We start from the raw sequence: 17,364 nt of genomic DNA on the forward strand, positions 1-17,364 counted from the left end.
CTTAAACCGCTGGTTGAAGCTGATTGGATCCTGTCCGGGCTGGTCGAGCGCGAGCGTGCGGCGCAGACTTCGCGCCAGTTTCATCACTCAGGAGTCATCCGATGCGCCACCTGTTGTCCCTCTGGGCCGCCTGCCTCGTCACGCTGGCCATGCCGGCGTCGGCCGCGGATGCCGGCTTCACCTTCCCGACCGGATTCAAGTTGCGCGAGGTCGCGACCAACGGCACCACGCTCCATGTGCGCTCGGGCGGCAGCGGCCCGGCCGTCGTGCTGCTGCACGGCTACGGCGAGACCGGCGACATGTGGGTGCCGCTGGCGGCGGACCTGGCCCGCGACCACACCGTGATCGTCCCCGACCTGCGCGGCATGGGCCGCTCCGCGCGTCCCGCCGGCGGTTACGACAAGAAGACCCAGGCGGTCGACATCGCGGGCGTGCTCGAGGCGTACGGGGTGCGCGAGGCCGACGTGGTGGCGCACGACATCGGCAACATGGTCGCGTTCCAGTTCGCGGCCCAGAATCCGCAGCGGGTGCGCCGCCTGGTGCTGATCGATGCGCCGGTGCCCGGCGTCGGGCCGTGGGAAGAGATCCTGAAGAACCCGCTGCTGTGGCACTTCCGCTTCGGCGGGCCGGACATGGAGCGCCTCGTGGCCGGCCGCGAGCGCATCTACCTCGACCGGTTCTGGAACGAGTTCTCGGCCACGCCGGCGCGCTTCGGCGAAGCGGCGCGCCGCCACTATGCCGCGCTGTACGCGCAGCCGGGCGCGATGCACGCCGGCTTCGCGCAGTTCGCGGCGTTCGACCAGGACGCGATCGACAACCGGGCCTGGCTGGCGCGCGACCGGTTGAAGATGCCGGTGCTCGCGGTCGGCGGGGAGAAGTCGTTCGGGCCGATGATGGCCACCGTGATGCGCGCCGGGGCCGACAACGTGACCGAAGGCATCGTGCCCGATTCCGGCCACTGGATCATGGAAGAGAACCCGCGCGCGACCACCGCGCTGGTGCGCGACTTCCTCGCCCGCTGACGCGCCCGACGCACCTTCCTCCGCGCACCGCGCCGGGGCGGCATCGCGCTTGCATGCCAACGCGGCGACACCGTCCCCACGCACCGTTCGGAGGATTTGCGATGAACGACCACACGATCTCGCTGGTGCGGGAGAGCTTCGACCTGGTCGAACCGATCGCGCCGCAGGCGGCCGAGCTGTTCTACGCGAACCTGTTCGAGGCCGATCCGGTGCTGCGAGCGCTGTTCCGCGGCGACATGGTCGAACAGGGCGCCAAGCTCATGCAGATGATCGGTGTGGCTGTCGCGACGCTCGATGCGCCCGAGGTGCTGCTGCCCGCGCTGCGCCAGCTCGGCCAGCGCCACGCCGGCTACGGCGTGAAGGAGGAGCACTACGAGGTTGTCGGCGACGCGCTGCTCAAGACCCTGCAGCAAGGCCTCGGCGCCGCGTGGACGCCGGAAGTCGAGACCGCATGGATCGACGTGTACGGCGTGCTCGCCTCGACGATGAAGGACGCGGCCTCGGTGCCCGCCTGAAGGCGTGCGCGCGGTGAACCCGCGCACCGGCAAGGGTCGGTCTCGAACTGTATATTCGTACAGCTTTCACCTGACCCGCCTTGGAACTCGACCGCAAACTCGCCATCCTGGCCGACGCCGCCAAGTACGACGCCTCGTGCGCGTCCAGCGGCACCACCACGCGCGATTCGCGCGGCGGCCGCGGCATCGGCTCGACCGAGGGCGCCGGCATCTGCCACAGCTATGCGCCGGACGGCCGCTGCATCTCGCTGCTGAAGATCCTGCTGACCAACCACTGCCTGTACGACTGCCTGTACTGCATCAACCGCGTCACCAGCAACGTGCCGCGCGCGCGCTTCACGGTCGATGAGGTGGTCGCGCTGACGTTGGACTTCTATCGCCGCAACTGCATCGAGGGCCTGTTCCTGAGCTCCGGCATCATCCGCAGCCCGGACTACACGATGGAGCAGGTGGTCGAGGTCGCGCGGGTGCTGCGCGAGGACCACGACTTCCGCGGCTACATCCATTTGAAGACGATTCCCGAGGCCAGCCCGGAGTTGCTGGCGCGCGCCGGGCGTTACGCCGACCGCCTGAGCATCAACATCGAACTGCCGACCGACACCGGTCTGGTCGCGCTGGCGCCCGAGAAGGACGGCCCGGCGATCCGCCGTTCGATGGCGCGCCTGCGCATCCACATCGACGACGCCAAAGAGGCCGCCAGGCCGCAGCCCGCCGCGTCGCAACCGGCCATCCAACCGAAGCGTGCGAAGCCGCCGCGCTTCGCGCCGGCCGGACAGAGCACGCAGATGATCGTCGGCGCCGACGCGGCCGACGACCGCAGCATCCTGAGCACCAGCGCGACGCTGTATGGCTCGTACCGCCTCAGGCGCGTCTACTACTCGGCCTTCAGCCCGATTCCCGACGCCTCGCGCGACCTGCCGCTGGCCGCGCCGCCGCTGGTGCGCGAACACCGCCTGTACCAGGCCGACTGGCTGATGCGCTTCTACGGCTTCGCGCACGACGAGATCGTCGGTGCCGTCGACGGCATGCTGGCACTCGACATCGATCCCAAGCTGGCCTGGGCACTGGCGCACCGCGAGCGCTTTCCGGTCGACCTGAACCGCGCGCCGAAGGAGATGCTGCTGCGCGTGCCCGGGCTGGGCGTGACCTCGGTCAAGCGGCTGCTGCAGGCGCGGCGCGCGCGTGCCCTGCGGATGGACGACCTGTCGCGGCTGAACGTTCCGCTGCGCCAGGTGCTGCCGTTCGTCACGCTGCCGGGGCACGGCGCCGCGCACGGCCTGGACGCTGCCGACCTCGCGGCTCGGTTGCGGCCGAAGCCGCAGCAGCAATCGCTGTTCTGATGGCCGAGCGGGTCGTCGTGCTCGCGGGCGAGGCCGATGTCGCGGGCTTTCGCGACGCGGCGCGTGGCCTGCTGGTCGACGGCGTGGCACCGGAGCGGGTCGAATGGCAGGTGCGGTCGCGTGCCGATGGCGACCTGTTCGCCGACGCACCCGTCGAGCCGCCGTCGGCGGCGTCAGCCGCGCCGTCACCGACTGTCCGCGTGCCCGCGTTCTTCGTGCCGCTGTGCGAGCGCGCCGCGCTGCATGCCGACCCGAACCGCTTCGGGTTGCTGTACCGGTTGCTCTGGCGCCTGGTGCATGAGCCCGCGCTGCGCGACGATCCACTCGACTCCGACCGCATGGCGGTCGAGCAGATGGCGCGCACGGTGCGGCGCGAGATGCACAAGATGACCGCGTTCGTCCGCTTCCGCCCGCTGCCGTCGACCGGCGAAGGCGGCGCCGCGGTGCAGCACGTCGCGTGGTTCGAGCCGGCGCACCACATCGTCGAGGCGACCGCACCATTCTTCGCGCGCCGCTTCGCGCAGATGCACTGGGCGATCCTGACGCCCGAGCGCTGCGTGCGCTGGGACGGCACCGAACTCGTCTTCGGCCCCGGCGCGCGCCGCGAGGACGCGCCGCCGGCCGATGCCGCGGAGCAGTTGTGGCTCACCTATTACGCGAGCATCTTCAACCCGGCGCGCCTGAAGATCGCGATGATGGAGAAGGAAATGCCGCGCCGGTATTGGAAGAACCTGCCCGAGGCCGCGTTGATCCATCCGCTGTCGGCGTCGTCCGCCGAACGCAGCCACCGCATGGTCGAGAAGGCCGCGAGCGAGCCGAGCAGGCGGCGGCCGGCCGCCTCCACGGCGTTGCGTGTCGACCAGCGCCCGGTCGAGGTCCATGCGCCGGGCTCGCTGCCCGCGCTGTTCGACGCGACTTCGCACTGCCGCGAGTGCCCGCTCGGCGCGCTGGCGACGCAGGTCGTCAACGGCGAAGGGCCGGCGCAGGCGCAGCTGATGCTGGTCGGCGAACAGCCGGGCGACCGGGAAGACCTGCGCGGCCGCCCGTTCGTCGGCCCGGCCGGCCAGCTGCTCGACCGCGCACTCGCGGCGCTCGGCTGGCCGCGCGACGCGCTCTACCTGACCAACGCGGTGCGCCACTTCAAGTACGAGCTGCGCGGCCAGCGGCGCATCCACAAGACGCCGGCGCAGCAGGAGATCGCGGCGTGCCTGCACTGGCTGGAGAGCGAGATCGCCCTGGTCGCGCCGCAGGCGATCGTCGCGCTCGGCGCCACCGCGGCGCGCGCGCTGCTCGGACGGCCGGTCGCGGTGATGAAGGAGCGCGGCCGGTGGCTGGCGCGCGCCGACGGCCTGCGCGTGCTGGTCACGCTGCACCCGTCGGCGCTGCTGCGCACGCCGCCGGACGAGCGCGACGCGGCGTTCGAGCGCTGGCTCGAGGACCTGCGTCAGGCCGGCACGAACTTCAGGGCCACGCCGTTGTTGCAGTAGCGCTTGCCGGTTGGCCGCGGGCCGTCGTCGAACACATGGCCCTGGTGGCCTTCGCAGCGCGCGCAGTGGTACTCGGTGCGCGGCGCGATCAGCTTGAAATCGGTCTTGGTCGCGACCGCCCCGGGCAGCGGCGCGAAGAAGCTCGGCCAGCCGGTGCCGCTGTCGAACTTGGTGTCGGACGAGAACAACGCCAGCTCGCAGCCGGCGCAATGGAACACGCCCTTGCGCTTCTCGTGGTCGAGCGGGCTGGTGCCGGCGCGCTCGGTGCCTTCGTAGCGCAGCACCTGGTACGCGGCGGGCGCCAGGCGCTTCTGCCACTCGGCGTCGGTCAGGCGCAGCGGTTCGATCTTCGGCCCCGACGATTGCGCGCGAGCGGCGCTCGCGGCAAAGCCGAACGTGCCGAGCAGGGCGAGCAGGGGGCGGCGGGTCATGACGTGTCTCCTTCGAAATGAGGCCTTAGGTCGCAGTCTGCCCGCGAATCTTTCACGCCGTCACGGCTTCGGCCAAAGCACCCACATCCGCAGCGGCTGCTTCATGCGCCCGGCCTGGTTCTCGGCGGTCTCGCCCCAGCCCCAAAAGTAGTCGGCGCGCACCGCGCCGGTGATCGCGCTGCCGGTGTCCTGCGCCATCGCCAGGCGGCGCAGCGGCGTGGTGGACAGCGGCTCGGTGCTGTCGAGCCAGACCGGCGTGCCGTACGGGATCGCCAGCGGGTCGACCGCGATCGAGCGTCCCGGCGTCAGCGGCGCACCCTGCGCGCCTTTCGGGCCGGCCTGCGGGTCGGGCAGCGGCTCCTCGCGGAAGAAGACGGTGCGCGGATTGGCCCACAGCATCTCGTTGATGCGCTTCGGGTTCGCGCGCGCCCAGGCCTTGATGCCGGGCCACGAGGCCTGCGCGGCGGACAGCTCGCCCTGGTCGATCAGCCAGCGGCCGACCGACTTGTACGGGTGGTCGTTGTGGCCGGCGAACGCCACGCGCACCAGCGTCTTGCGCCCGTTCGGCTCGACGATGTTGAGCCGCCCCGAGCCCTGGATCTGCAGGATCAGCGCATCGAGCGGGTCGGCCACCCAGGCGATCGCGCGACCGCGCAGGCTGGCCTGGGCAGCCGGCATCGAATCGATCTGCTGGCGCGTCCAGTACGGCTTGCGCGTCGCCAGGTCGGCCGGCGGGCCGTACAGCGGCACGCGGAACGCGCCGCGCGGCTTGCGCACCGCGTCGACCAGCGGCTCGAAGTAGCCCGTCATCAGGCCATCGGGCGCGCTGTCGAGTGATTCGACGCGGTACGGCTGCAGGCGTTGCCGCAGCCAGGTCCGCGTCGCGTCGTCGCTGAACGCCGGCGTGGTCGCGGCCCGTGCCTGCTCGCACAGCGCCGCCCAGTCGAACGCCGGGCGCTCGCAGCCGCGCAGCAGGGCCGGCCAGAGCTCGCTGCTGCGGTCGGCCTCGAAGCCCGGCAGCTCGGCCCAGTCCACCGGCACCCAGCGCGCCTTCGCGCGCACGATCGTCGCGTTGACCATCGGCACCGGGAACGGGTTGGTCGGCACGACGTTCGGGTCGGCCGGCCGCGGCACCGGTGCGACCGGCGGCAGCGGCGTGGAGCAGGCGACGAGCGTGCCTAGAATCGCCGGCGCCAGCAGGCGCTTGATGATCAATGACGCCGTCAGGCGGCGAAGGATGTGGGGCATGTGGGTACTCTTTCTCGAAGCGCTCGGCGCCGTCGCGCTGCTCGTGCTGATCGTCTGGTGGACGATGTTCCACGGGCGCAGCAAGGGCGAGCGCGATCGCGACACGTGATCACCGAGTGGGCCAGATGAACGACAGCGGCCGGTGCCAGAGCCGCGCCCGGATCGCGCGGTAGATCCGGCTGCGGTCGACCAGCCGGATGCCGCGCGAGCGCAGCGCGACGCGGAAGGCCATCAGGAAGCTCACCGTCAGGTTCAGCACGCCGGTCACCGCGATGCCGGCGACGCACCACCAGAACGGTGCGGTCGCCATCAGGCCGACCCCTTCGGCGCCGACCGCCGCAGCAACCTGGCCGGTCGACAGTGTGACGTGCCGCACTTCGAGCGGCACGCCGAAGAACAGCGCGACGACCGGCAGCACGCCGAGCATCATGCCCAGCGACGTGTTCGACGCGAAGCCCGAGATGTTGGCGCGCCAGTACGCGCCCCAGCGCGCCGCGCGGCGGGCGCCCAGGCGCGCGACGATGCGCGGGTTCCACGCGATCGCGCTGTCGAGCCGGTGCCAGACGAACCAGTTCTCGACCCAGCCCGCGATCAGCGAACTCGCGAACAGCAACACGCCGGTGAACGCGGCGAACAGCGCGGTCGGGCCCAGCAACGTCAGCGACTCCAGCACATGCTGCGCATCCCGGTGCCCGACCAGCGGCGCACCGAACGCGGCCTGCCAGCCGAGCTGCACCGCGAGCACGATCGGCGCCACCAGCGCGAGGTTGCCGAAGATGCCGGCGGCCTGCGAACGGATCAGCTGCGCGACTTCGTCGACGAAGCCCTCGACGTTCTCGTCGCTCGACAGGTCGGCGAGCTTCTCGGCCATCGCCGGCGCCGTCATCGCCGGCTGCTTGGTCGCGACCGTGAAGTGCAGCAGCTGGATCAGCACGAAGCTGGCCGCGTAGTTGACGCCGGCCCAGAAGCCGCCCCAGAACGGCGACAGCGCGAGCGCGAGCACGGCGAACTTGATGAAGGTGGTGGCCGCCAGCACCGAGCCGCCGCCGGCCGCCGCGCGCAGCATGCGCCGGTACTCGGGCATGTCGCGGGTGATGTAGTGCTGCCCGGTCTCGGCGCTGCGCTCGGCGACCTTGCGCGCCAGCAGCGAGTAGTGGCTGGACATCAGCCCGCGGATGCTGCGCCCGTCGTCGGCCACCTGCACCAGGTGGGCGATCAGCCGCGTGATCTCGCGCGCCGGCTCGGGGCTGATCACGCAGGTGAGCAACGCGTCGATGCGGTGGGTGCGCTCGCGCAGCTGATCGACCTCGAACACGACATCCACCGAGACGCCGTGTGCTTCGAGGTGCTCGTGCACGCTCTCGGCGCAACGCCGGCATTGGTCGAGCAGCGCACGCAGGTACTGCGCTTCCTGCAGCAGCGCGGCCTCGCTGCTGGCATCGGCGGCCTGCGCGTGGTCGCTGAACTGCTCGGCCACGCGCGCGAGCTGCCGGAACGGCTGGTTCACCAGCAGCTCGGCGCTCATGCGTTGGCGCAGCGCCGGCGAGAAGCCCGCGGCCCGCACCGCGCTCGCGAGGAAGACGATGGCGTCGAGGAACGGATGGCGCCACACCAGCGTGCCGCGCACCGGCGCGACGTAGGTGCGCAGGCGTTCGAGCGTGCCTTTGTCGATCGCGAGCAGCCAGGCGGCGTCGTTCTTGTCGGGGAAAAGCAGCGCGAAGAGTTCGCCGAGGTCGGTGGTCGCGGGCGTCAGTGGCAGCACGCGGGCGCGCAGGCGCCGGCCGAGCTCGCCCCACAGGTCCATCCGCGGGGCGAAACCGAAATCGGCCAGCAGCGCAGCGTTGTCGACCTCGGCCCAGATCCGCCGCAGCAGCCCGGTGACGCGCTCGTGGTGCTCGGGGTGGCGGTCGAGCACGCCGAGCAGGTGCTTCAGGCGCAGCACCGGCATCGGCGTGGTCGCCTCGGCGCGCGGCGGTGCGTCGACCGGCGCGTGGCGCAGCCATTCGAGCAGGCGGATCAGCCACAGGTGGCGTTCGGGGAGCCCGGCCTTCGGGTCGGCCGCGTTGAGCAGCGCCGTGAGGTCCCAGTGGGAGACGCCGCCTTTGCCTTTCGCCATCAGTGGAGTGCCGACGCCAGCGTCAGGCCGAACTCTTCGACCGGCGCGTCGAACGGGTGGGCGTCCTCGGTCATGCAGAAGAAGGTGCCGCGCATCGTGCCCTGCGGCGTCGCGAGCAATGTCCAGCTGGTGTACTCGAAGGTCTCGCCGGGCTTGAGCAGCGGCTGGTGGCCGACGACCGCGAGGCCGCGCACCTCGTCGACCTGGCCGTTCGCATCGGTGACGATCCAGTGCCGTGCGATCAGCTGCGCGGTGACCTCCCCGGTGTTACGTATCGTCACGGTGTACGCGAAGGCATTTCGGCCGGTCGACGGGTCCGACTGTTCGGGCAGATGGCGCACGCTGACCGTGCTGGTCAGTTCGGCTTTCGAGGGGTCGTTCGACATGCGGGCGATTCTGGCAGCAACGCGATGCGGCCACCTAGAATCCCGCCGAAACCGGACGGACCCTCATGTCGACACGCACCTACTGCATCTCCCCGAGCATCCTTGCTGCCGACTTCGCGAAGCTGGGCGACGAGCTGCGCGAGGTGATCGCGGCCGGCGCCGACTGGATCCACTTCGACGTGATGGACAACCACTACGTGCCGAACCTGAGCTTCGGCCCGATGGTCTGCGAGGCGCTGCGCAAGCACGCGGTGCGCGCCGACGGCGCCAAGGTGCCGATCGACGTGCACCTGATGGTGCAGCCGGTCGATGCGCTCGCGGTCGCGTTCGCGAAGGCCGGCGCCGACCACATCCTGTTCCACCCCGAAGCCAGCCTGCATGTGGACCGCACGCTGCAGCTGATCCGCGCCGAGGGCTGCAGCGCCGGGCTCGTGTTCAACCCGGCCGCGTCGCTCGAGGTGCTGGACTGGACCATCGACCAGCTCGACTTGATCCTGGTGATGAGCGTGAACCCGGGCTTCGGCGGGCAGAGCTTCATCCCGGGCGCGTTGAAGAAGATCGAGAAGATCCGCCGGCTGATCGAGGCCAGCGGCCGCGACATCCGTCTCGAGGTCGACGGCGGCATCAAGGCCGACAACATCCGCGCAGTGGCCGATGCCGGTGCCGACACTTTCGTCGCCGGCAGTGCGATCTTCGGCCAACCGGACTACAAGGCGGTGATCGACGCGATGCGCGCGCAGCTCGCGCGCTGAGCCGGCGCTACAGCGGCGCGAGCGCGGCGTCGCGAAGCCCGACCAGCACCGCCTCGCCGCTGGCGCGATCGACCCGGAACTCGCCGAAGCGCGCCCCTGTGTAGCGCTCGGCCGCGCCCTCCTCGAAGAAGAACGCGTTCGTGCCGAGCCACACCTGGCCGCCGCGGATGCGGTAGCGCAGGTTCAGCGCGGCGCCGCCCTCGCCGTTGGCGGAATGGGCGACGCGCCGCGTATCCAGCGTCACCGGCGCCAGGCGCGTCTCGCCCTCGCGCGCCGGCGGGAAGGTGTCCAGCCGGTCGAGGTCGCGGGTCAGCGCGAAGCGCAGCGCCATGTATTCGCCTTGCATCAGCGAGCGCGGGTCGACCGGCGCGAGCTCGAGGTAGACGATCTCGCCGTCGCGCCGGATCCGCTCCTTGCCGATGATCGAGAGATTCACGGCGCCGAGTACCAGCAGCCCGCCGAGGGCGATCGACGCCCGCACCAGAGGCATATTCATGCGGCTTCTCCCGTTGGCGCGAGCACGCGTGCCGCGAGCAGCATCGCGGCGCCCATCGCCAGCATCAGCAGCGACTTCAGCAGCAGGCCGGTGCCGAGCGCGTAGTAGAAGTGCGAGACGTGCAGCAGTGCCGCGAGCGCGCCCGCGCCGAGCAGCGCCCGCTGCCCCAGCGCGAACGCCGCGGCGACGGCCGCAAGCGCCGCGCCGGCCGACAACAGCGGCCACAGCGCCAGCCACCCCTGCGCGACTTCGCCGCCGCCCCACCAGCGGAACGACTCGAACGGTCGCGATGCGAGGGTCGCGAACGCGAGGCCGATGATCAGCCCCGTCAGCACCGGCCGCAGCGCGCCGGCCCGGCCGCGGGCGATCCAGCCCGCCTCGCGGCGGATCAGCAGCGCGATGCCGGCGCCGACGGGCAGCCAGGCCAGCGCCCAGCCGATCAGCGACGGCCCGAGCGAGACTGCACGTTCGCGATCGCCATGCCAGAACTCCGGTTCGCCGAACAACGCGAACCGCACCGTCAGTGCCCACGCGATCGTCGCGAAGAAGGCCGAGAGCGCGCGGTGCAGCGGGTTCGGCATCAGCAGCGCGAGCACCGCCTGCAACAGCAAGGCGCTCGCCGCGATGCCGCCGATGCCGTGCGCGCCGTGATTCAACGCGAACAGCAGCAGGCACTGCCCGGCGATCGACAGCGCCAGCGCCAGTTGCGCGACGAACGCGCCTTCACGGTCCGCCGTGTACAGGCCCCAGGCCGATGCAAGCAGCACCGCGCCGGCGAGGCCGGCGGCGGGCGGTGTGTCGGGCCGGAACAGCAGGCCGACGAAGCCGAGCAGGAACAGCCCGGCCAGCCAGCCGCTGACGCCGAGCAGCAGGCCGATGTACCAGGGCCGCGCGGTTGACGGATTGGCCTCCGATTCGGCGACCGGCCCCGTGGTCTCGGTCAACCCGCGCGTGACGAGCGCGTCGTGGAGTTCGGTCGTCGTGGCGATCATGCGGTCACTCCGGTGGGTGAAGTCGTGGACGTCGCACGCCACGTGCGCACCCAATGCATCAGCAGCAGGCCGCTTGCCGTCGAGGTGCCGACCAGCCACGCCGCCATCAGAAAGAACGCGCCGATGTCGTTCAGGCGCAGCGTCGTCGTGAGCCAGGTCGTCGAGATCGCGATCCACGCGGCGGCGATCAACGCCATCGGGAACACGTCCCGTCGGCGGCGCCAGGTGGCGAACGCCAGGCCGGCGCAGATCGCCGCGAACAGCAGCACGACGGCGGCATCGGCGCCACCGACCGCGTCGTCGGGGCTGCCGTGGCGGTGGTGCCGGCTCACGACCGCGATCACCGCCGCGGTGCCGTAGGCGAACGCTGCGCTCGCCAGACCGCGCAACAGCCACAGCGGCGCGGCCGGCGACGCGCCGGTGCCGCGCAGCGCAAGAAACACCGCCGCGCCGAGCAGGTTCACCACGCTCGGCAGCATCAGCAGCACGGCCTGATCGAAGTGGCGGCCGTCGACGAAGCGCCAGAAGAAGTGGTCCGGCCCGAGCCAGCCGCACAGCAGCGCCAGCGCGATGTTCAACACCGCCCACCACACCGCCCAGAGCGCGCCGCAGCGCCCCGCCAGTGCGAACGGCAGCGCCAGCAGCGCCCAGGCGAAGAACAGCTCGTGCACGTCGGCGCCGGTCTGGTAGGACTGGCCGAACAGCGCGAGCAGCCCGCCGGTCAGCAGCGTCGCGAGGATCAGCGCGGCCTGGCCGACCGGGGCCGGCGGCACCCGCCACAGCGCGACGGCGATGCTCGCGAGCAGCGCCCCCTGCAGCAGCGCGAAGCGGCCGAACACGCCGTAGTCCTGCCAGTTGGCGGCGACGAAGAACAGCACGCCGGCACCGAGCGCGCCGAGGCCGGCCGCATGCAGCAGCGCGGTGGCGAAGGCGCGCCACGCGGTCGCATCCGGGCGGGCGCCGGTGAGCGCCAGCGCCGCGTCGACTGCGGCGGATGTCAGGCGGTGCTGGCGGGCGAAGGCGTCGAGTGCGGGTCGGTCCATGGCGCGAGATTACCCGCCGCCATCGGGCGCTTCGAGTGCCGGTTGCGACGGCATCGGGCGTTGCGCCCGGCGGTACCGCGGGGCGATGCCGGCCGGCGACGTCCATCGTCGCGCCGGGGCGGCCGCGGCTGAGTCACACTGTCGACATGGCAGACACGCACGCGCATTCAGGCCACGGCCACCACGATCACGACGAACCGGGCCATGCACACGGGCACGACCACGCGCACGGCCACCACCACGCGCCGGCCGACTTCGACCGCGCGTTCGCGATCGGCATCACCGTCAACGTGCTGTTCGTGGCGATCGAGGCGTTCTACGGCTGGAAGGTCGATTCGCTGGCGCTGCTGGCCGACGCCGGCCACAACCTGAGCGACGTGGCCGGCCTCGTGATGGCCTGGGGCGGCGCACTCGCCGGCAAGCTGCGGCCCGACGCGCGCTACACCTACGGCTGGAAGCGCGCGTCGATCCTCGCGGCGTTCTTCAATGCGCTGCTGCTGCTGGTCGCGATGGGCTCGCTCGCCTGGGAGGCGGTCGGCCGGCTGCACACGCCCGAGGCACTGCAGGGCGGCACGGTGATGGTCGTCGCGGCCGTCGGCATCGTCGTGAACCTGGGCACCGCGCTGCTGTTCATGCGCGGCCGCCACGACGACATGAACATCCGCGGCGCCTACCTGCACATGGCGAGCGATGCGCTGGTTTCGGCCGGCGTCGTCGTCGTCGGGGCCCTCGCGCTGTGGACCGGCTGGACCTGGCTCGACCCGGCGGCCAGTCTGGTGATCGCGCTGGTGATCGTGGTCGGCACCTGGGGGTTGTTCCGCCAGTCGCTGCGGCTGATGTTCGACGGCGTGCCGCACCACATCGACCTGGCCGCGGTGCGCGCCGCGCTGCAGGCGCTGCCCGGCGTGGCGCGCGTGCACGACCTGCATGTCTGGGCCACCGGCACCACCGACGTGGCGCTGACGGCGCACCTGGTGATGCCCGACGGCCATCCGGACGACCCCTTCTTCGAGCACGCGACCACCCAGTTGCGCGAGCGCTTCAAGATCGGCCACGTCACGCTGCAGGTCGTGCGCGAACCGTTCATGACCTTGTGCGAGACGCCGCCGACCGCACATGGAGCGGCATCCGCGCACCACCACTGATCGATCAGCGAGACCCTGCCATGGAGTTCAAGGACTACTACAAGACCCTCGGCGTCGCCCGCGATGCGTCGGTCGACGACATCAAGAGCGCCTACCGCAAGCTGGCCCGCAAGTACCACCCTGATGTGAGCAAGGAGCCGGATGCGGAAGCCCGCTTCAAGGAGCTCGGCGAGGCCAGCGAGGTGCTGCGCGACCCCGAGAAGCGTGCCGCCTACGACGCCGCCGGCAGCCAGTGGGAGCGCCAGCGTGCCGCCGGGGGTGCCGGGGCGCAGGGCTTCCAGCCGCCGCCGGGCTGGGACACCGGCTTCGAATTCAGCGGCCGCGGCGATGGCGCGGACGACCCGTTCGCCGGGGCCGACCACAGCGACTTCTTCGAGGCCCTGTTCGGCCGCGCCGCCCGCGGCGCCCGCGGCGGGCCGCGTCGCGAATCCTCGATGCCTGGGCAGGACCACCACGCCAAGGTCATGATCGACCTGGAAGACGCGTTCCGCGGCGCCCAGCGCAGCATCTCGCTGCGCATGCCGGCGTTCGACGACGAGGGCCACGGCGTGATGCGCGAGCGCACGCTCGACGTCAACATCCCGAAGGGCATCCGCGAGGGGCAGCACCTGCGCCTGGCCGGACAGGGCGGCCCGGGCCTGGGCAGCGGGCCGGCCGGCGACCTGTTCCTGGAAATCGTGTTCCGCCCGCATCCGCGGTTCCGCGTCGACGGCCGTGATCTGTACGTCGACCTGCCGCTCGCGCCGTGGGAGGCCGCGCTCGGCGCCAGTGTGCCGGTGGCCACGCCCGACGGCGAGGTCACGCTGACGATCCCGCCGGGCTCCGCCGCCGGGCGCAAGCTGCGCCTGAAGGGTCGCGGCATTCCCGGCAACCCCGCGGGCGACCTGTACGCGGTGCTGTCGATCGCGCTGCCCCCGGCGCAAGGCCCGGCCGCCCAGGTGGCCTACACCGAGTTCGGCGCGGCGTTCGGCGGGTTCGACCCGCGCGCCGCCACGCCATGACGAACGAAAGGATGCACGCATGAGCCGCTCATTGGCCGCCACGCTGATCGACGACGCCCCGTCGATAACGCTCGCGGAACTCGCCCGCGCTTGCCGCGCGCAGGAAGAACAGGTCCAGGTCTGGGTCGTCGAGGGCGTGCTTCAGCCGACCGGCCGGACGCCGCAGGACTGGCGCTTCTCGGGCGCCGCGCTGCGCCGGGCCCGGCTGGCGATCTCGCTGTCGCGCGACCTGGAGGTCAACACCCCCGGCATCGCGCTCGCACTCGACCTGATGGAGCAGATCGACGCGCTGAACGCGCAGCTGCGCCGCGCGACGGTGCGCGGATGAGGGTCGCGATCCCGAACCAGGCCAGTCTCGGCGCGGCGATCGTCGACCTCGACGGCACGATGGTGGACACGCTCGGCGACTTCGTCGTCGTGCTCGGCACCGTGCTCGACGAGCTGGGCCTGCGCCGGGTCACGCGTGAATTCGTCGGCCGCACGGTCGGCAAGGGCTCGGAGCACCTGATCCGCAGCACGCTGGCCGAGGTGGATGCGGAGCCCGTGCTTTATGACCAGGCCTGGGCGCTGTACCAGCATCACTACCTCGCGGTCAACGGCGACCACTCGGCCGTCTACCCGGGCGTGGTCGACGGGCTGGAGCGCCTGCGCGCGCGCGGCTGGAAGCTCGCCTGCCTGACCAACAAGCCGACCGCGTTCGCGCGGCCACTGCTGCGCAAAAAGGGACTCGACGGTTTCTTCGACGTGGTCTTCGGCGGTGATGCGTTCGAGCGCAAGAAGCCCGATCCGCTGCCGCTGCGCAAGACCTGCGAGGCGCTCGGCCTGCCGCCGTCACGCACGCTGATGGTCGGCGACTCGAGCAACGATGCGCGCGCCGCGCGCGCTGCGGGCTGTCCGGTGGTGCTGGTCAGTTACGGCTACAACCACGGCGAGCCGGTCGCCGCGGTCGATGCCGACGGCGTCGTCGACCGCCTCGATCAGTTGTAGCTGGTGCCTGCGCTCGCGGTCGGCGCACGGCCGAGCAGCGCTTCCTTCAGCTGCGGATCGGCGGGCACCTTGCCGAGCCAGATCTTCATCAGCGCGGCGTGGAACTCGGGCTCCTTGATCGGCGCGCCTTCCGGCTTGCCGTTGACCGAGATCACCGTGCCGGTGCCGGGCACCCACTCGACCGCGAACGATTCGCCGGCCAGCAGCTTCTTGTGGCTCGAGAAGATGTCGCTCATGCGCAGGATGCCGGCGATCGACTTGGAGAACTCGTCCCGCGCCGCGTTCTGCTCCATGCCCTTGGTGAAGAGCTTGCCGAGTTCGTTGGCATCGATGTCGCGCAGCATCACGATCTGCAGCCGCTGCGGGCCCGGTGCGGCGAGCACCGCTTCGGGCGTGGCCGCCTTCTCGGCGAGATACAGGCCGGCGGCGTAGACCTTGAACACGACCTTGAAGCGCACGCCGGCGCCGTTCAGCGTCAGCCTGGTGCCGGCCACCTGGGCCGTGTTCGCGAACTTGACCCCGGCGACGTCGGTGGTCTGGGCCCGGCCGGCCTGCGGCAGGGCGAGGGCGCCGGCAACGGCGAGCAGCGAAAGGAATCGGCGCATGGTCGGTGGGTCCGCGGACGACAGCGCCTGCGGACAACGGAGGTGATGGAGAGCTTATCGGTCGGCCCGGCATGCGACTTTAGCCCTGCTACACTTTTGGCGATGTTCACTCCACGCATGCTTGCTGCAGGGTCGATCGACCGGGGAGCCTGGCCCTGGCGGGGCTGAGCCGTTTGCGCTGACGCGCTGCGCGTCGCGCCTGTCACTCGCTGCGGTCGGCAGCCTGCCTCGCGACGCACGCGGGCGCCGACTCCACCCCGGGCCGCCGCGCCGGCCCCGACCTCCCCGGCCCGTGGAAGGCCCCTGAACATCATGATCACCGAACTCGAATTCAAGAGCCTGGCCAGCCAGGGCTACAACCGCATCCCGCTGATCGCCGAGGCCTTCGCCGACCTCGAGACGCCCCTCTCCCTCTACCTCAAGCTGGCCTACGGCTCGGGCGGCGGCAAGCACAGCTTCCTACTCGAATCCGTGGTCGGTGGCGAGCGTTTCGGGCGCTACTCGTTCATCGGCCTGCCGGCGAAGACGCTGCTGCGCGCGACCGGTTTCAATACAGAGGTCGTGACGAACGGCGTGGTCGTCGAGACGCATGCGGGCAACCCGCTCGACTTCATCGCCGCCTACCAGCAGCGCTTCAAGGTCGCGCTGCGCCCGGGCATGCCGCGCTTCTGCGGCGGGCTGGCCGGCTACTTCGGCTACGACGCGGTGCGCTTCATCGAGCCCAAGCTCGCGAAGACGCAGAAGACCGGTGGCGTCGACACCCCGGACATCCTGCTGCTGCAGTGCGAAGAGCTGGCGGTGATCGACAACCTGTCCGGCCGCCTCTACCTGATTGTCTACGCCGACCCGGCCGAGCCCGAAGCCTTCCACCACGCCAAGCGGCGTCTGGCCGACCTCGGCGACAAGCTCAAGTACAGCGTCACCGCCCCGGCAGTCAAGCGCGGCGCGGCGCACGGCGTGGAGCGCGAGTTCGGCAAGGAGGCCTACATCGCCGCGGTGCTGCGCGCCAAGGAGTACATCGCGGCCGGCGACATGATGCAGGTGCAGGTGGGGCAGCGGCTGCGCAAGCGCTACACCGAGTCGCCGCTCAGTCTGTACCGGGCGCTGCGCTCGCTGAACCCGTCGCCGTACATGTACTTCTACGACATGGGCGATTTCCAGATCGTCGGCGCATCGCCCGAGATCCTGGTGCGCCACGAGCGCGTGCCCGAGGGCGACAAGGTCACGATCAGACCGCTCGCCGGCACCCGCCCGCGCGGCGCGACGCCGGAGCTCGACAAGGCACTCGAGGTCGAGCTGAAGGACGACCCGAAGGAGCGCGCCGAGCACGTGATGCTGATCGACCTGGCGCGCAATGACATCGGCCGCATCGCGAAGACCGGCAGCGTCAAGGTGACCGAGGCGTTCACGGTCGAGCGCTACTCGCACGTGATGCACATCGTCAGCAACGTCGAAGGCCTGCTGAAGGACGGCATGACCAACCTCGACGTGCTGCGCGCGACCTTCCCGGCCGGCACCCTGACCGGCGCGCCGAAGATCCGTGCGATGGAGATCATCGACGAGCTCGAGCCGGTCAAGCGCGGCATCTACGGCGGCGCCTGCGGCTACCTGAGCTTCGCCGGTGACATGGACGTGGCGATCGCGATCCGCACCGGTATCGTCAAGGACCAGGTGCTGTACGTGCAGGCGGCCGCCGGCGTCGTCGCCGATTCGGTCCCGGAGATGGAATGGCGCGAGACCGAAGCCAAGGCGCGCGCGCTGATCCGTGCCGCCGAGCTGGTCGAGGAGGGCTTCTGAC

Annotated in this window: 18 protein-coding genes; 10 read left to right on the plus strand and 8 right to left on the minus strand. The window is 71.1% G+C overall.

What is annotated here, in order from left to right:
- Positions 1 to 101: 101 nt before the first annotated feature.
- The 4 genes from ACWH49_RS12630 to ACWH49_RS12645 all read left to right on the plus strand — a co-directional run bounded on the left by ACWH49_RS12630 (position 102) and on the right by ACWH49_RS12645 (position 4,364).
- Complete coding sequence (locus ACWH49_RS12630; protein WP_448171789.1) at positions 102 to 1,022, plus strand: alpha/beta fold hydrolase; 921 nt, start codon at positions 102 to 104, stop codon at positions 1,020 to 1,022.
- A 101-nt stretch (positions 1,023 to 1,123) separates the two neighbouring features.
- Positions 1,124 to 1,537, plus strand: a complete 414-nt coding sequence (locus tag ACWH49_RS12635) for a globin family protein (protein ID WP_448171790.1) — start codon at positions 1,124 to 1,126, stop codon at positions 1,535 to 1,537.
- 80 nt (positions 1,538 to 1,617) lie between these two features.
- Complete coding sequence (locus tag ACWH49_RS12640; protein ID WP_448171791.1) at positions 1,618 to 2,877, plus strand: putative DNA modification/repair radical SAM protein; 1,260 nt, start codon at positions 1,618 to 1,620, stop codon at positions 2,875 to 2,877.
- Positions 2,877 to 4,364 carry a UdgX family uracil-DNA binding protein gene (locus ACWH49_RS12645; protein WP_448171792.1) on the plus strand — a complete coding sequence of 496 codons (1,488 nt, stop codon included), beginning with the start codon at positions 2,877 to 2,879 and terminating at the stop codon, positions 4,362 to 4,364. The genes ACWH49_RS12640 and ACWH49_RS12645 overlap by 1 nt, the downstream gene beginning before the upstream one ends.
- Here ACWH49_RS12645 and msrB read toward each other — a convergent pair.
- The 4 genes from msrB to apaG all read right to left on the minus strand — a co-directional run bounded on the left by msrB (position 4,322) and on the right by apaG (position 8,545).
- Positions 4,322 to 4,795: a peptide-methionine (R)-S-oxide reductase MsrB gene (msrB, locus tag ACWH49_RS12650; protein WP_448171793.1), complete on the minus strand. Its 474-nt coding sequence runs from the start codon at positions 4,793 to 4,795 to the stop codon at positions 4,322 to 4,324. The genes ACWH49_RS12645 and msrB overlap by 43 nt on opposite strands.
- Positions 4,796 to 4,855: 60 nt before the next feature.
- A complete protein-coding gene (gene mltA, locus ACWH49_RS12655) occupies positions 4,856 to 6,043 on the minus strand; it encodes a murein transglycosylase A (protein ID WP_448171794.1) in 1,188 nt (395 codons plus the stop codon).
- A gap of 109 nt (positions 6,044 to 6,152) precedes the next feature.
- Positions 6,153 to 8,159: a site-specific recombinase gene (locus ACWH49_RS12660; RefSeq protein WP_448171795.1), complete on the minus strand. Its 2,007-nt coding sequence runs from the start codon at positions 8,157 to 8,159 to the stop codon at positions 6,153 to 6,155.
- Positions 8,159 to 8,545: a Co2+/Mg2+ efflux protein ApaG gene (gene apaG / locus ACWH49_RS12665; RefSeq protein WP_448171796.1), complete on the minus strand. Its 387-nt coding sequence runs from the start codon at positions 8,543 to 8,545 to the stop codon at positions 8,159 to 8,161. Before apaG ends, ACWH49_RS12660 begins: the two co-directional genes overlap by 1 nt.
- Positions 8,546 to 8,610: 65 nt before the next feature.
- On the opposite strand from apaG, the gene rpe reads away from it, so the two are divergent.
- Complete coding sequence (gene rpe, locus ACWH49_RS12670) at positions 8,611 to 9,297, plus strand: ribulose-phosphate 3-epimerase (protein ID WP_448171797.1); 687 nt, start codon at positions 8,611 to 8,613, stop codon at positions 9,295 to 9,297.
- Positions 9,298 to 9,304: 7 nt separating this feature from the next.
- Here rpe and ACWH49_RS12675 read toward each other — a convergent pair whose 3' ends face one another.
- Genes ACWH49_RS12675 through ACWH49_RS12685 form a run of 3 tightly spaced genes read right to left on the minus strand, consistent with a single transcriptional unit; the run spans position 9,305 to position 11,828 of the window.
- Entirely contained in the window at positions 9,305 to 9,793 is a 489-nt protein-coding gene (locus tag ACWH49_RS12675; RefSeq protein WP_448171798.1) for a GDYXXLXY domain-containing protein, read from the minus strand.
- Entirely contained in the window at positions 9,790 to 10,785 is a 996-nt protein-coding gene (locus ACWH49_RS12680) for a DUF4401 domain-containing protein (RefSeq protein ID WP_448171799.1), read from the minus strand. The genes ACWH49_RS12675 and ACWH49_RS12680 overlap by 4 nt, the downstream gene beginning before the upstream one ends.
- Positions 10,782 to 11,828 carry a DUF2157 domain-containing protein gene (locus ACWH49_RS12685; RefSeq protein ID WP_448171800.1) on the minus strand — a complete coding sequence of 349 codons (1,047 nt, stop codon included), beginning with the start codon at positions 11,826 to 11,828 and terminating at the stop codon, positions 10,782 to 10,784. Before ACWH49_RS12685 ends, ACWH49_RS12680 begins: the two co-directional genes overlap by 4 nt.
- A gap of 146 nt (positions 11,829 to 11,974) precedes the next feature.
- Between ACWH49_RS12685 and ACWH49_RS12690 the strand changes: the two genes are divergently transcribed.
- Genes ACWH49_RS12690 through gph form a run of 4 tightly spaced genes read left to right on the plus strand, consistent with a single transcriptional unit; the run spans position 11,975 to position 14,961 of the window.
- Positions 11,975 to 12,973: a cation diffusion facilitator family transporter gene (locus ACWH49_RS12690; RefSeq protein ID WP_448171801.1), complete on the plus strand. Its 999-nt coding sequence runs from the start codon at positions 11,975 to 11,977 to the stop codon at positions 12,971 to 12,973.
- Positions 12,974 to 12,993: 20 nt separating this feature from the next.
- Positions 12,994 to 13,974: a DnaJ C-terminal domain-containing protein gene (locus ACWH49_RS12695; RefSeq protein ID WP_448171802.1), complete on the plus strand. Its 981-nt coding sequence runs from the start codon at positions 12,994 to 12,996 to the stop codon at positions 13,972 to 13,974.
- A 19-nt stretch (positions 13,975 to 13,993) separates the two neighbouring features.
- Entirely contained in the window at positions 13,994 to 14,302 is a 309-nt protein-coding gene (locus ACWH49_RS12700) for a chaperone modulator CbpM (RefSeq protein WP_448171803.1), read from the plus strand.
- Positions 14,299 to 14,961 carry a phosphoglycolate phosphatase gene (gene gph, locus ACWH49_RS12705; RefSeq protein ID WP_448171804.1) on the plus strand — a complete coding sequence of 221 codons (663 nt, stop codon included), beginning with the start codon at positions 14,299 to 14,301 and terminating at the stop codon, positions 14,959 to 14,961. The genes ACWH49_RS12700 and gph overlap by 4 nt, the downstream gene beginning before the upstream one ends.
- Here the strand turns inward: gph and ACWH49_RS12710 are convergent.
- Positions 14,952 to 15,566 (minus strand): chalcone isomerase family protein, encoded by a 615-nt coding sequence (locus ACWH49_RS12710; RefSeq protein ID WP_448171805.1) that lies wholly within the window; start codon positions 15,564 to 15,566, stop codon positions 14,952 to 14,954. The genes gph and ACWH49_RS12710 overlap by 10 nt on opposite strands.
- Positions 15,567 to 15,878: 312 nt before the next feature.
- Between ACWH49_RS12710 and trpE the strand changes: the two genes are divergently transcribed.
- The gene (gene trpE, locus ACWH49_RS12715; protein WP_448171806.1) at positions 15,879 to 17,363 is read left to right on the plus strand and encodes an anthranilate synthase component I; all 1,485 of its coding nucleotides are present in this window, start codon (positions 15,879 to 15,881) and stop codon (positions 17,361 to 17,363) included.
- Position 17,364: the final 1 nt, after the last annotated feature.

The sequence above is a fragment of the Rhizobacter fulvus genome (genome assembly GCF_964020785.1).

Coding starts and splice junctions, on each gene's coding strand:
- ACWH49_RS12630 (WP_448171789.1), top strand. CDS start 102: ATGCGCCACCTGTTGTCCCTCTGGGCCGCCTGCCTCGTCACGCTGGCC.
- ACWH49_RS12635 (WP_448171790.1), top strand. CDS start 1,124: ATGAACGACCACACGATCTCGCTGGTGCGGGAGAGCTTCGACCTGGTC.
- ACWH49_RS12645 (WP_448171792.1), top strand. CDS start 2,877: ATGGCCGAGCGGGTCGTCGTGCTCGCGGGCGAGGCCGATGTCGCGGGC.
- msrB (WP_448171793.1), bottom strand. CDS start 4,795: ATGACCCGCCGCCCCCTGCTCGCCCTGCTCGGCACGTTCGGCTTTGCC.
- mltA (WP_448171794.1), bottom strand. CDS start 6,043: ATGCCCCACATCCTTCGCCGCCTGACGGCGTCATTGATCATCAAGCGC.
- ACWH49_RS12660 (WP_448171795.1), bottom strand. CDS start 8,159: ATGGCGAAAGGCAAAGGCGGCGTCTCCCACTGGGACCTCACGGCGCTG.
- apaG (WP_448171796.1), bottom strand. CDS start 8,545: ATGTCGAACGACCCCTCGAAAGCCGAACTGACCAGCACGGTCAGCGTG.
- rpe (WP_448171797.1), top strand. CDS start 8,611: ATGTCGACACGCACCTACTGCATCTCCCCGAGCATCCTTGCTGCCGAC.
- ACWH49_RS12675 (WP_448171798.1), bottom strand. CDS start 9,793: ATGAATATGCCTCTGGTGCGGGCGTCGATCGCCCTCGGCGGGCTGCTG.
- ACWH49_RS12680 (WP_448171799.1), bottom strand. CDS start 10,785: ATGATCGCCACGACGACCGAACTCCACGACGCGCTCGTCACGCGCGGG.
- ACWH49_RS12685 (WP_448171800.1), bottom strand. CDS start 11,828: ATGGACCGACCCGCACTCGACGCCTTCGCCCGCCAGCACCGCCTGACA.
- ACWH49_RS12690 (WP_448171801.1), top strand. CDS start 11,975: ATGGCAGACACGCACGCGCATTCAGGCCACGGCCACCACGATCACGAC.
- ACWH49_RS12695 (WP_448171802.1), top strand. CDS start 12,994: ATGGAGTTCAAGGACTACTACAAGACCCTCGGCGTCGCCCGCGATGCG.
- ACWH49_RS12700 (WP_448171803.1), top strand. CDS start 13,994: ATGAGCCGCTCATTGGCCGCCACGCTGATCGACGACGCCCCGTCGATA.
- gph (WP_448171804.1), top strand. CDS start 14,299: ATGAGGGTCGCGATCCCGAACCAGGCCAGTCTCGGCGCGGCGATCGTC.
- ACWH49_RS12710 (WP_448171805.1), bottom strand. CDS start 15,566: ATGCGCCGATTCCTTTCGCTGCTCGCCGTTGCCGGCGCCCTCGCCCTG.
- trpE (WP_448171806.1), top strand. CDS start 15,879: ATGATCACCGAACTCGAATTCAAGAGCCTGGCCAGCCAGGGCTACAAC.